Source organism: Clostridioides sp. LIBA-7678 (genome assembly GCF_056716065.1).
The window spans coordinates 1-14,051 of record NZ_CP196990.1; the positions used below are offsets into that span (position 1 = coordinate 1).

Sequence of the window (14,051 nt, forward strand, 5' to 3'; positions counted from 1 at the left end):
ATGAACGCTTTTATAAGGAAAAGAAATAAAAACTATGTAGTGTACTTAGAATTTAGAGATGATGAATCAGGGAAAAGAAAACAAAAGAATATGGGAGCATTTGATAAAAAAAGGGATGCTAACAAAAGATTAGCCGAAGTTAAAGACAGTATATATAAAGATAGTTTTCTTGTCCCAAATGAAATCACTTTATCTGGATTCCTATTAGACTTCCTTGAAAAATATAAGGATAATATTTCAGCATCTACATATAAAAGCTACATTGCCATTTGTAAAAATCATATTAATCCTTCCATTGGGAGATATCGTCTACAAGAGCTAAGAAATATTCATATACAAAATTATATAGATGATTTAGCTGGTAATTTAAATCCTCAAACAATAAAAGTTCATATAAATGTATTGAGACTTGCGATAAAGAGAGCCTATAGAATTAAGTTAATAAAAGAAAATATTATAGATGGTATAGAAAGTCCTAGAATTAAAAAATTTAAAAATGAAATTTATGATAAAGAACAGATGCTAAAATTATTGGAAGTAGCTAAGAATACAGATATGGAGTTACCTATCAGTCTGGCTACAGGGCTAGGATTGAGACTTTCAGAGGTCTTAGGATTGACTTGGGATAATATTGATTTTGATGAGAACACAATAACAGTAAGTAAGATAACTAGTAGATTAGATGGTTCTGTTATACTTAAAGAGCCTAAAACTGAAAGCTCAATTAGAAAAATATTTGCACCAATAGAGCTTATGAATTTACTAAAAGATTATAAGTTAGAACAGAATAAGAAATTATTAAGAAGTATTATTAGAAATGAACATAATTTACTATTCTTTGATAGAAAAGGGAATCCAATTGCTGAAGATGTTATGAGTAAGAGATTTAGAAAGTTTTTAGAGAATAATAATTTACCACATATCAGATTCCATGACTTAAGACATTCACATGTTACTTTACTTATAAATTCTAAAGTACCTATAAAAGTTATATCTGAAAGGGTAGGACATTCAAATATTAATACTACTCTTAATGTATATTCTCATGTACTTAAAGAAATGGATAAAGAAGCCTCTGATAGAATATCTGAAAACTTATTCAAAGCTAATTAATAATAAAAGTTAAAGGTATAAACATAAAGGTAATTTTTTATAAAGTCTTAAAATGGCATATAGAGCGTCATTTTTTTGAATTTGGTTTTTATAAATACTATAACCTAATAAATATAATATATATTAATTAGGTTATAGTAAAAGTGCTTATTTTAAAAGCTCATACTTTTTATTTAAAAACTCCAATATCGATTTTATATTATATTTTTTTATATTATCAAAATTATCTGTATTTATATTTTCTATATTATTTATTAATTTATTTAATGCTTCAGTAGTATTTCTTAAAAAAAGGTTTACATAATTATCAAACTGGTATATTTCTATAATAGCTTTTCTAAAACAAGTAAGATTATGATTGTTACAGTTTTCAATTAAAGATATTATCCTTTCAACATCTAGTTGCTCCATTATATGAGCTAATTCTGTATAATTGTATCTTTCTCTACTAGAAATATAATTTAGAAAATTTTCTCCCCAATTAAATTCATCTGACAGACAAAATCTAAGTTTTTCATTTAAATTTGCATGTTTATTTTGCGATAGGTTATCTTGTATCTCATTAAGAATAGTATTATATTTATCAAGTAAATTCTCAGAATATATGTAAACAAATGATTTATCTAGATATATTTCTCTTGTTGCTTTTAGTGCATTATTTTTCATAACACTGAAGAAACTTTCTTCATAAGAACTATCAAATCCACAGTCAGTTAAATTTAATATATATCCAACAATTTTAGGATATAAGCTAATTGAATACTTATTTTTCTTTAAATTATTGAAAATTTTCCTTAGGCCATATTTTACAGTTGAATCATCTAATTCCCACCAAGCAGCATATTTATTAAGAGGGTCATTTGTATCTTTTGCATTTTCAACTATATCATTATAATAATATTTGATAGTGGATTTCACATCTGATTTATTTAATATATTAGAAATAATATATCCATCAATAAATTTAAATCCCATGATATAATCATTCATATTCCTTTTATCACCCATACAAATAAATCCATATGATAAATCTTTTTTCCATTCAGTGTTATATACTCCTTTTTTATAATAAATACAAACTTTAAAAGTATAATCCAGAATTGCTTCCATAACTGAATCGTATATTTCTTCTTCTATACTAAGTATTTTATTTAAAGTGATTACTTTGGAGATAAAAAATTGATATGTTCTTAAATTAATATGTTCTTTTTCTATTGCTAATTTATTAAAATCTTGTACTTTACTTAATAAGATTTCTTTTAATTTACTGTCTTTAATATGTGTTTCTATAAATTGTTTTGTTGTAGACTCAAGATTGGGAGAATAATTTATAGTTATTCCGATTAACTTTTCCTTTATTTTTACATATTCTTTATAAGCTTCGTTACTTTTGATTTCTTTTTCATTTGCAACAATTATAACCTTGATACCATCATGTTCTACAAAATTATTTATATATCCAAGCACTTCATTGATATTACAATTACATCTTTCCAAGTCATCAAAAACTAATATGTATTTGCTTAAATTTAAAAGTTCTTCAAATATATCTGTTAATTTTAATATGTCAATTCCTTTATTTTTTAAAATATCAGCACCTATTTTAACTCCTGATGATAAGATAGTTTTTGTTTTTTTAACGGATTCCGCATTTTTGCCTTTTGTTTTATCAAATATGCTAATAGATATTTCATTAGAAATATCTTGTGTAGCTTTTATCCCATATAAAGATATATATATTACTTTTTTATTGCTATATGATTCTATTTCTTTTATTAAATTGTTTTTTACAAAATATGTTTTTCCGCTTCCCCAATCTCCATCAATTAATATTGCATGATTATAAATTGAGTCATCTATATATTCTTTTATTGATTTAATAATATCATTCTCTGCTAAATGATTTCCTCTATTAGACATTATTCCTCCTATATTTCACATTTTAATACTTTTATTATAACATAAATGAAACTAACTTACAGAATGATAAGTACAACATAATAAAATTCAATGCATAATCTATATGCCTATTAAAATTGTTATTTAACCAGAGTATATTTGAAATTTTATATTTCCAATATTTATGATATAATAGACATAGCAAGGAATATATATTTGAAAATCTAAGAGTGGTATTTCCATAAAGTCACCTTAACTTTCTTTTAGAGAGGAGGTGAAAACTTATGGTGAATCTAATGATGAATGTTATAGCAGGTTTAATAGCTTGTTGGATTTATGATAGATTAAAAAACCACTCAAAGTCGGCAGCTAAGAGTGGTTGGGAACTTAATATAAAGTTCCAGAAAGATAAATCTTCAAAATAATTTGTTGAAGGAAACACCACTTAAAGTTAAGTAAAATATATTTCCTTGCTATGTCTATTATACCACAAATTGAAGATATTAAAACAAGATTTTGTAAATACCTGCTTATTATTGCTCTAAATATATGGTAATAATTGGATTTGATTATGTAAAATTATTGTTGTAACATTTAGTTAAATAAACAAATAATTGGGGCGATAATTATGTATTTAAGAAGGTTGTCAAAATCAGAATTAATTATAATGAAATTTATCTGGGGTTTAGATACAAAGGTAAAATCATATGATGTTGTTAATTATATGAAAGAAAAACATAGCTGGTCAGAAAAAACAACGTTAAAAGTTTTGTCTAAACTGTCAAATAAAAGATTCCTATATGTTCAAGAAACAAGTCAATGTACATACTATACAATTTCAATTAAAGAAGATAAGTATTTTGAATTTATATCACAAAACATACATAAGCTTTTAGGATGTAATTCTATAAAAAGTCTTTTAGTGTCATTGTTTCAAGAAGAATTAACAGATGAAAAGTTAACCTCATTAGAAGAGTGGGTAAAAAATTGGGAAGAAGATTAAAGATTTTATACTATTCTCTAAACGCCAATTTAGAGAATAGTATAAAATAATAAAATAGTTGCCATAAAAAATATAAGATAGAAAAACTTAAAAATTTATAATTTCATACTATTCACAAAAAAATGCTTCCTTTCAGGAAGCTAGGGGATGATTGTATATAATCATCATTTTAATATTTTTTTACATAGTTTTATTAAATCTGTTTCATTCTATTACAGGGTTTATAATATACTTCAATTATAGCACATGTGTTTTAATTTTACATTATTTTAATCTTTGTTATTTTCATATAATTTATTTTCTATATATCTGCTTAAAATTCTTAATTATTGTGATTCATATTAAGTAAAAATTTTCTACAGAAAATTTGAATTTTAATACAATATATAAAAAACTCCTAGATTAATAGCTAGGAGTTTTCATTCTAATTTATTTTAGTTAATTCTATTACAATATTTACATTTATATCTATTTGTTCCCCATCATTAATAGTTATAATTCTGTCCGATACATTGTCATTGAGTTTATTAAATTCAAAAGATTCTCTTACAGGAAATATTTCAAATGAAGTACCATCTGATTCTGTTAAAGTATTTTTAGTTGTACTTTCAATTTCAACTAATCCAGCCTTTCCAACTGATTCATCTTGTAAAAATTTCATATTATAAGTACCAGAAGGTATAATATAAACAATGTCTTTTTGTTGTCCATAGATATTATTATTTGTTTCAACAACTCTTGATATGTCTGGAGGATTATAATCTCCTCCTACAACATAGATATTTTCATTAGTAGTCTCTGTACCTTGGAATGTATCTTTTATATTTCTATCATCCCTAATATATAAGCCAACTATAACTCCTAAAATAGATACCAGTAGCAGATTTCTAATTTTCATATTTACAATTCTCCAAAAAATATTTTATATTTTTCTAATACTAATAACTTTGTATGATACTATTTTTATATAATTCTTTGATTGTTTTTGCAAAGCTATCTTTTTCGTAACTATTTGCATGTATATAAAGTCGTTCACATGCTCTAGTCATTCCAACATATAAGAGTTTTCTGGATTCTATATCATTTTGTTTATTTTTTTCATTTTGCTTGAATTTATCTACATTAACCAATATAGCAACTTTAGATTCTAAACCTTTAGATGAATGATATGTAGAAAGCAACATTTTAGTATCTATCTCATCCCCTTTAGCATCTTTTACAAATACTGAATTAGATGAATATTTATTATCTAGCACAGATTTTACTTTATCACAATCATCTTTTGATTTACATAAAATCAATATGTCGTTATATTTGTATCCTAAGTCTTCAATTAAGTACTTTATATTATGCGAGATAGAACTATAATCTCCATCTATAAATTCAATCATTCCATCATTAGAAAGATTATTTATATTTATATCACTCTCATCTTCTTCTTTATAAAAATCTAAAACTTCTTTTTTTAATTTATCTTCTTCTCTTAAAAATTCTAATGCTAACATAAGGTGTTCATTTGCACTTCTATAAGAAGTTTTTAATAATTTAGAACGACCCCTCATATCTATTCCAATACTTTTCCATGAAACATCATTATAATTATATATACTTTGCAATCTATCTCCTGCTAAGAATAGATTTACAACTTCTCTTACATTTTTATTATTACCTATAATCTCATATTTTTCACAACATTTTATACATAATCTTATCCAATCGTCATGAAAGTCTTGGTATTCATCAATCAATATTGCATCATACATTGGTCGAGCATGCCCTAAAGCTATTTTTACTATTCCATTATCCCACCACTCTGCATCCTTCATATCTTCTGGTTTCTTTGAATGTCCAGCAAGCATATTTGTCAATTGATGAAATCTTAGTATCTGAATATTATCTATTGGTAAACTTTCCAAAAGGCGATTGTTTTTTATCTCATTGGCCAATATATCTAATCTTGTTTGTAGTTTTTTTTGTAATGCTTTATTATATGTTAGTATAAGAACTTTCCAATTTGGATTTTCTTTTATTAGATGTAAAGCTCTTGTCACAAGAATAACTGTTTTTCCACTTCCTGGGATACCAGATACCATGTAATGACCATAAGGGATTCTTCTTGCAAAATCCTCCTGCTCTTTATCTAATGCTTTTATATCAAGTCCATTTCCAGCATTATCTAATATCTTTGTAATCTTTATTTCTGGAAATAATAGAGTTCTTAAGGCGGCAAGTTCTTCATTTGTCATGTTTACATCTTCAATATCTTCAAATAAATTTTCTACAATTAATTTATTTAAATCATCTGAGAACAAAGTATGACTACTTTTGTTTTCTAAATAATCTATATATTCATATTCTATAGCATCTTCCCATGACATATTTGTGAATATTATATTACCACTAATATTCTCTTCATTCTTTATAAATATATCAGTGTTGGCAGTCAAAAGACCTTTTATTATACCTATGTATTCTTTCATTTTATATAAGGGATTTTTTTCTTCCCTATCTTGTAAGATTACATTTATCTTATTTGCATCTTGTATATAAGATTTACTCCAATCTTTTACTTCTATTATAGATATACCCTTTTGAGAATCTAAAACTAGAAAATCTGGTCTGAGATTATTTAATACTGGTTGTGAATATAAAAATACTTCTCTTGTTACATTTTCATAAATCTTTTTTAATAAGTTTAACGTTTTCTTTTCCCCAGATGTTAGTTCTACTGCATCGTTTTTTATTATATTTAACCCCATAATACCCTCCAATAATAGTGAATATGCTAAAAATTGATAAAATTATTTATATAATTAATAATAGTACATTATTAATTAAAAGTCATCTATATTATTAGATAAAAGTAGAATACTAATATAAAATATTGTTATAGACAAAAAAATAAAGCCCTCTAGGAAAACTCAATTAAGAGTAATCCCTAGAGGGCTTATTATCTATCTCTTTTTCTTACCTTTTTTACATGCCATAATATCGCTTCCTTATTTATAATTATAGTCCTACTGTATCTTTAGATTTAGAAATCTTACCTTTATCTTCTTTTATATAAAGCTTAGTTACTTCAGTAGATTGATGATTAAGGATAGTTGATATATCTTCAAGCGGTAAATTATTAGCTTTAGCTATAGTTGCAAATGAACGTCTTAATGAATGGGGAGCTAAATTATCTATATCTATCAATTTACCAGCTTTTTTAGCCCAACTTCTTAATGCATTAGATGTAGCCTTATGATATTCTTTATCATATTTAACTAAGAAAACATAATCATTTACTATATCTTCTTTTTTTCTAACTTCTTTAAGTCTTAATAATAAATCTTTTACTTTCTCACTAAAATAAAAATCTACTATCTTCCCACCCTTTTCTTTAATATCCTCACACACTCTATTATCAAAGTCTATGTTATCCCATCTTAGATTGCTTGTAGCCGTAACTCTACCGGCGGTTGATAGAGCAAAGTTTATATAAACTTCTAATTGGAAATCATCTTGTTTTGATAATTTATCTTGTAGCTCTTTAGCCTGTTCTATATTCAAGAAATGTTTTTCTACAACAGGCAATCCCTTTTTAGGTCTTTCGATTAGAGACACTGGATTCTCTGTAACAATTCTCTTCCTTCTAAGATGGTCGTATAGAGATGAAATACCTGAGAATATTACTTTGATTCTATTGACATGGTTATCTTCCATTCTAAATGAAATGTATTCCATTATATCGTCTTCAGTACAATCTTTGATTAATAAATCATCCATTTCATCATGCAGATATTTAGCCCAAGTATATAAGTCACATTTATATACATATATAGTTTTCTCACTTAAACCAGCTATTTTCTTAGCTTGAAGAAATCCTTTAATTAACTTTTCATTATTTTTATTTATATTTCCTTCTACTTTAATTCTTTTACTTCTCTTTTCAAATGTTGCCAAATATATCACTTCCTTATAAAAAGACTAGAGAAATTAATCTCTAGTCTCTAATTTGTCTTTTATTTCTGTTATATCCGTTTCTACTCTTTCAAGTCTACTATTATTAGTGTTCAATGCTTCTGCAAACTTATCTAATTTATCATCGAATTTATCTATTGTATCTCCGAAAAGCTTTCTTTGTTCTCTAATTTCTCTAGAAAAATAGGCTCTTTCTTTTATTCTATCTTCTTGTTCTAGTTGTCTATTTCTTTCTAAGTATCTACCAAACCACAACATTACTACTGTTAGTAGTACAGCTGTATATCCATACTGGCTCAGTAATTCAATCATTTCTTTAGATAACATCTATTTTTCCTTTCTGTTTTGAACTTGTATTTGATTTATCCCTATAGACGCTCCCCAACACAAAATGCCTTCAAAGATAGCTTCTATTGACAACTCCTTCATAAATAAACAACTACTTATCATTGCTATAATCAGTAATATAAAAGGTATATATTTATTTTTAATATCTGACTCTTTTATAAAAGTCCCTAATATGTAAAGTCCTCCTATCAGCATTATCAGATTTTGAGGTATAAACTGCATTATATCCATATAACTTCCTCCTATCCAAGAATTTCATTTAATTCTTTTACTTTAATTTTTACTTGCTCTAATTTTATATTATTATTTTCTACCTTCATTGAACTTATCTTATTGCATATATTTATTATGTTTTTACCATAGCCCATATCCGGACACCATTTACCAGATAAACTCTCAACTATCTTAGCTTCTCCATGTAAATATGGAAAATGTCTAGGGTCTAATGTGACTCCATTGACTTTGTATTCATACTTCCCAACTAATTCGCTATATTTTGGATAACCTTTAGCTCCAGCATATAGGGCTAGATGGTCTATAAATGCTGACACTCCATCTTCCCAACAACTAAATCTTGTATGAGCTGATGAGTCTAAATCTCCACCACCTTTATTACCTTTAAGCCCACATACATTGCAATATGAAGGATTTAAAACTCTACCAAAATTAAAATATCCAGTTTCTACAAATGCTTGAGCAATTGCAATAACTGGATTTACACCTTTTTTCTCTGCTTCTTTATATATTATTGGTACTATAGCTTTACATAAATAGTGTGGTGGATTAGAGTTATTATTTAATGTATCTAAATATGCAAAGACTTGTTCTAATGTTGCGGTTGGTTTATCTAATATATTCAATTTTAATACCTCCTACTTCCCTATAAAATCTAATACTTTATGAAGTGTAGCCCATCTGTTGTCACCTTGTAACTTAGTGAATCTTTCACTAGTCTTAATTTTGTCACTGGCTGAACCTATTACATAAAGATTTTGACAATGTCCAGCTACATAATTTTTTAACTCACATACATAGACTTCATCAGACTTATAATTTATGGTCATTACATTAGCTATAGCTTTATCAACTTCACCTTCATAAACTATTGTATATTTCATTTTTTCTTCATGTGTTTGATTTATAGATTTATTAAATATTCCTTCGGCAATATTTATGGCCATATCTTTAGCATTATAATTTTTAGTATCATCTGTATCTACAAAGCAACATTCAATTAAAAGTGATTTTGCTTTTGTTCTTCTTAAAAATGCTAGAGTTTTCTTTTCTTTGACACCTCTGTTTTTAAAAGCTTTATCCCCCTTAGCATGGTAAGTTTTTGTTATTTTCTCACAAATTCTTGAAGCTATTTCAACGGTTTCTTTGTCATTTAAGTTATACACTAAAACTTCTACACCTCTACCTCCACCACTGTTGAAATGGATACTTACATTTAAATCTGAGTTATATGAATTACATTTAGCTATAATTTTATTCAATATATCACTCTGAGAAGTTCCATTGTTACAAGTGCAATCATATACTTTACATTCTTTTTGAGCTAAAGTGATTAGATATTTTAGTACATTTCTTGCCTCTGTAGATTCTTTTATATTACCTACTGCTCCAGAACCAACCTTACCATCTGGATTATGTCCTGCATGAATTGTTAATGTTTTTGTATTCAAAATTACCACTCCTTTCAAAATATAAAAAAGGCTGAGATTAGTCAGCCCTCTAAATTTAAACATAAAAAAAGAACCTATATTGTTGGCTCTACTACTGTTCCTTCTTCATTTAATAAAGTCGTTAACTCTGTGTACTCACTTTCTTTTATCCTATTCATAGCATAAAATACATCCAACTTAGTTTGTAATTCCTCTTTAGTATCAAAGTTCTTTTGCTCAATCATTCTTTTTAAAATATTATACATATTCTTTCCTCCAAGTTTTTATAATTTTATAACACATTGTTTGTGTTAAGTTCTAACATAGCTATTCTATAAGCATTATCTATTAAAAGATTGTCTTGCTCCTTTTGATTTTCTATTAAAACTATGATTTTATTTGCATTTATTTCTTCAATTGATAGTTCTGAATTAGGTGGATTCTTTTGTAATTCTAGCCATTCGTTATAAGACTGTTCACCTGTCTTAATTAGCTCTCCTTCTTTGTTTATTAAAGGAGTCCATAATTGTCTATCTTCTGTAATGAAATAATTATCTATATTATTTAAATCATCTTCAAGACCATATTCTATCAAAATATTTTTCTTTTCTTCTATATTCATATATAAATTTCCTTTCCTATTCAATAAAATAAGTTCCATAACTATATATATCTACATTACTTGATAGTTCAGTAATTTGAAGGTATCCATTTGCAAAATTAAAATACATAAAGCCTTGAACTAATTGATTGTTTTGGGTTGTAAATATTGGAAAAACATAGAAAGTTCTAGGTGTAAATCCATCAGGAAGTTTTAATAATGTGGTACTATCTGTTGTTGCTCCACCAGTTATTCGCATATGAAAACTAACTTGATTACCATTCTTACTTATTGTAAACCCACTATTATCTGAATCTGTTCTTTTCCATCCATTTAGAAGTTTATTAGATAAATCTATAATTACATTCTTAGACTGTATACTATTAATACTTTTTATATTATTTCTGATAGTTTCTATATGACTACCTAAATTTTGTGTAATCTCAAAACTAATATTTGGAGTTATAGTCCCAGCATTACAAATGAATCTAGTTTGATTATCGTACTGTTCTAAATTTAATGATGTCAATTCAATTTCTCTTGGTACTTCTAATTCATAAATTATTTTTAAAGGGTTTTTCTTTAGTTTTTCTTTAAAATTAGCAATACTAAAAGGAGATATCGAAGTATCTACTATATCTATTACACCTATTTCATTTTCTGTTGATATAGATAATGCTGATTCAGTTTGAACATTATATATATAGTCCACATAAGATTGCTTGTACAAGTTAGTTACAAACTTAGACATATCTAATCTTAATACAGATATATCTAAATTTAATCTAAACTCATACATTCCATGCACTTCTATCCAATTTTCATTACCATTAAAAACTACTTCTTCACATCTTTGTATTAGTTTATATGAACCATTTTTGTAAACTATTTCATCTCTAATTCCATTTGGTAAGCTTCTTAATGTATATGGAATTGTCTTTTTATCATGTTTATTTTCTTTAGTTATAATTGTTTTATTACCATAATCATGAAAATCTTTTATTATAGTAACTCTTAGATATTTTGCATTTTTAGGACTTCTAGCAACATAAAAAATATCTTTGTCTCCTATTATTCTTTCATTTAATGATGTAGGTATAAAAGTTTTATTTTCATCATACCAGCATATATTTCTACTACAACTATAAAAAGTATATTCTATGTTTGATTCTACATCTATATAGTCAAGTGTGTATTTATGATTGTTAGTTTCAGAGACAAGTTCCTCGCCATTTGAATATTGTAAAATATAATTATCTTTAAAATTTCCATTTTTATTAAATAAATTAACTTCGTCATTTTCGAATGTTAAAAGTTCTATATTCTTATTTTGACCAACACTTTGTAATCCTTTAAAATATTTTATATTAGTGTTAGTGTAATCACCTTCTAGTATAGTCATATTTAAGCTTACTTCATGTCCTGCTATAGATGTATCATTAACAACAATACTTCTTAAAACTATATTACAGTCTGATATATTATTTATTGTTGTAAGTTTGAATTTAAATGTTCCAACCTCTCCTCCTTGAATTTTGCAATTTTCAACGCTCGTTCCAAATACACTTTTTTCCTCTCCAGCGGTGTGAATATGAATGTTGCCTGTACTTGGTAATGTATTTTTATATATATAAACTATTATTGTATATAAAGTATTAGGTTTATACATAGTGCAATTAGTTGTAAAAAAGTTGTGATACATTATTCCATTTTCTGTTGCTACATTTATTTTATTATCTAAAAAAGTTGATTTCCACAAAGAAAAATCTGAACTAGTATTACCCCACAAGTTAATCAACGTCTTGCCTTGTATATCGAGATTAGTCATATAACCTTTTCGACTATTTTCTATAGTATATTCTCCTGTACTAGTAAAACGCTTTATATTTTCAGCTTCAACTAAATTTTCTATATCTAAAATACTTTTTTTACTAGTTTCTGTGTCTGTAAATAATACATCTAAAGCTTGTTTTGAGTTTGAAATTTCTTCGTTTTTTATATTTGTGTAATTTATATCTTCCGCATTCACAACAATTGTCAAGCCTTCTATATCACTTGTGTTATGTTTATGCTCTTTACTTGCTTTCTTGCTGAGCTCTAGATTAATATTAGTTATTTTACCATTCAATGGTTCAATATTACTGTCTATTGCAGTCTTTATAGTTTTTTTTACATTATCAAAATCATAATTAAGCCTTTCTTTTAGAGAAGGTTTTATACTTCCATCTGTAGTTTCTCTAGCATTTATTACTTCTCCTCTAACATCCAATTCAGCTAATCCAGCGAATTTATCATCTAATTCATTAATTTTATCTTTTACAGTAGTTGTCATATTTGTTTTAGCAGTATCTACTTCAACTATTTTGTTATCTACTTCTTTTATTTTACTATCTAACTTTATAGTACTTTCATCAATACAAGTTTCTATATCAGATATAGATTGATTTACTTCATCAAGCTTATAATCAATCTGTTCTTGATTATCTGTAAGTTTATTTTCAAATATTTTATCTAAGTCTTGAAATTTTTTATCTGTCTGAGCTTGAACATCAAGCATTTTATCCTCTACAATATCATCTATTTCTTTAGACTTGACATCTATCATTTCATCAACTTGGATTTGCATATTTTGAATGGATTTTTCACGATTTTCTTCTTGATTTTGACGTGTTAATTCATTAAATTCTCTATCGTCTTCTTGTATATTTCTTATGTCTTCATTGTAAATTCTAATCTGTTCTGCTTTATCTCTAACTTCTTCATTTCCAAGAATAGTTATTTCAAGTTGTTCAACTCTTTTAGTCAACTCTTTATTATTCTTTATGATTTCTTCAACTTGAGAGATTAAGACTAATAAGACTCCATATTCATCAGTACTAGTCAAATCATCATCATTTATCATTCCCTCTTCAACTCGATAAAATAAATTAGTTGTATTGATAAGAGTATTGTTTTTTACTAGAGAGAGTTGGAATGTGTTTATACCGACGCTAGCTAAAGCTTGTCGACTAAGCTCTATCTCTACAACACCATTAGTAGCATCTACAACTTCACACTCATTATTAACTTTCTGACCATCCGATTTTGTAATACTAACTAAAACTTTATCATACTCTGATAAATCTATAATTTCATCTTTATTTTTCAATATCGCTTCAATATAAGCCGTCTTAACATCATTTTCATTATAAATAAAATAATCTAATAATCTTTTGTTTATTCTGTAATTACTAAAATCGACTTCTATAGTATGATTCTTTATCTCATAATTTTTCAAAGTATCACATCCTATTGTTCTTTATTTTTATCTTGCTTTAATTCTTCTAATTCTATTTTTAATTTATTTATTTCTTCTTGTTGTTGCATATTAAGTGCTTTATGTAATATAAGCTCACTATGTAAATTCTTTATTTCCTCTATAGCTATTGTATATGCATTTTGTATATTTACTTCCATT

At 26.2% G+C, this 14,051-nt stretch carries 15 protein-coding genes; 3 read left to right on the forward strand and 12 right to left on the reverse strand.

The genetic code is table 11. The annotated features are described in order from the left end of the window. Positions 1-1,113 (forward strand): tyrosine-type recombinase/integrase (locus tag ACTG46_RS21165; protein ID WP_479924307.1); only part of this gene is annotated, 1,113 nt, incomplete at its 5' end. Positions 1,114-1,260: 147 nt separating this feature from the next. Here ACTG46_RS21165 and ACTG46_RS21170 read toward each other — a convergent pair. Next, positions 1,261-3,033, reverse strand: a complete 1,773-nt coding sequence (locus tag ACTG46_RS21170; protein WP_479924308.1) for a P-loop NTPase fold protein — start codon at positions 3,031-3,033, stop codon at positions 1,261-1,263. A gap of 263 nt (positions 3,034-3,296) precedes the next feature. Between ACTG46_RS21170 and ACTG46_RS21175 the strand changes: the two genes are divergently transcribed. Both ACTG46_RS21175 and ACTG46_RS21180 read left to right on the forward strand, forming a co-directional pair. After that, entirely contained in the window at positions 3,297-3,437 is a 141-nt protein-coding gene (locus ACTG46_RS21175; RefSeq protein WP_479924309.1) for a hypothetical protein, read from the forward strand. Positions 3,438-3,640: 203 nt separating this feature from the next. Beyond that, positions 3,641-4,015 carry a BlaI/MecI/CopY family transcriptional regulator gene (locus ACTG46_RS21180; RefSeq protein WP_479924310.1) on the forward strand — a complete coding sequence of 125 codons (375 nt, stop codon included), beginning with the start codon at positions 3,641-3,643 and terminating at the stop codon, positions 4,013-4,015. 424 nt (positions 4,016-4,439) lie between these two features. On the opposite strand, the gene ACTG46_RS21185 is transcribed toward ACTG46_RS21180, so the two are convergent. From ACTG46_RS21185 to ACTG46_RS21235, 11 genes are all read right to left on the reverse strand, one after another. Then, entirely contained in the window at positions 4,440-4,913 is a 474-nt protein-coding gene (locus ACTG46_RS21185) for a hypothetical protein (protein WP_479924311.1), read from the reverse strand. Positions 4,914-4,953: 40 nt separating this feature from the next. Then, a complete protein-coding gene (locus ACTG46_RS21190) occupies positions 4,954-6,774 on the reverse strand; it encodes a UvrD-helicase domain-containing protein (RefSeq protein WP_167640835.1) in 1,821 nt (606 codons plus the stop codon). A gap of 250 nt (positions 6,775-7,024) precedes the next feature. Beyond that, entirely contained in the window at positions 7,025-7,963 is a 939-nt protein-coding gene (locus tag ACTG46_RS21195; RefSeq protein ID WP_479924312.1) for a tyrosine-type recombinase/integrase, read from the reverse strand. A gap of 33 nt (positions 7,964-7,996) precedes the next feature. Further along, the gene (locus tag ACTG46_RS21200) at positions 7,997-8,308 is read right to left on the reverse strand and encodes a hypothetical protein (RefSeq protein ID WP_479924313.1); all 312 of its coding nucleotides are present in this window, start codon (positions 8,306-8,308) and stop codon (positions 7,997-7,999) included. Beyond that, complete coding sequence (locus ACTG46_RS21205; RefSeq protein WP_227832033.1) at positions 8,309-8,560, reverse strand: phage holin family protein; 252 nt, start codon at positions 8,558-8,560, stop codon at positions 8,309-8,311. An 11-nt stretch (positions 8,561-8,571) separates the two neighbouring features. After that, positions 8,572-9,189, reverse strand: coding sequence for a glucosaminidase domain-containing protein (locus ACTG46_RS21210; RefSeq protein ID WP_479924314.1), 618 nt, complete (start codon positions 9,187-9,189; stop codon positions 8,572-8,574). A 12-nt stretch (positions 9,190-9,201) separates the two neighbouring features. Beyond that, positions 9,202-10,014, reverse strand: coding sequence for an N-acetylmuramoyl-L-alanine amidase (locus ACTG46_RS21215; RefSeq protein WP_479924315.1), 813 nt, complete (start codon positions 10,012-10,014; stop codon positions 9,202-9,204). Between the two features lie 74 nt (positions 10,015-10,088). Further along, the gene (locus ACTG46_RS21220; protein ID WP_479924316.1) at positions 10,089-10,259 is read right to left on the reverse strand and encodes a hypothetical protein; all 171 of its coding nucleotides are present in this window, start codon (positions 10,257-10,259) and stop codon (positions 10,089-10,091) included. Between the two features lie 26 nt (positions 10,260-10,285). Further along, entirely contained in the window at positions 10,286-10,615 is a 330-nt protein-coding gene (locus ACTG46_RS21225) for a hypothetical protein (protein WP_479924317.1), read from the reverse strand. A gap of 16 nt (positions 10,616-10,631) precedes the next feature. Beyond that, positions 10,632-13,871 (reverse strand): hypothetical protein, encoded by a 3,240-nt coding sequence (locus ACTG46_RS21230; protein ID WP_479924318.1) that lies wholly within the window; start codon positions 13,869-13,871, stop codon positions 10,632-10,634. 11 nt (positions 13,872-13,882) lie between these two features. After that, positions 13,883-14,050 carry a hypothetical protein gene (locus tag ACTG46_RS21235; protein WP_219674257.1) on the reverse strand — a complete coding sequence of 56 codons (168 nt, stop codon included), beginning with the start codon at positions 14,048-14,050 and terminating at the stop codon, positions 13,883-13,885. Between the last annotated feature and the right edge of the window lies 1 nt (position 14,051).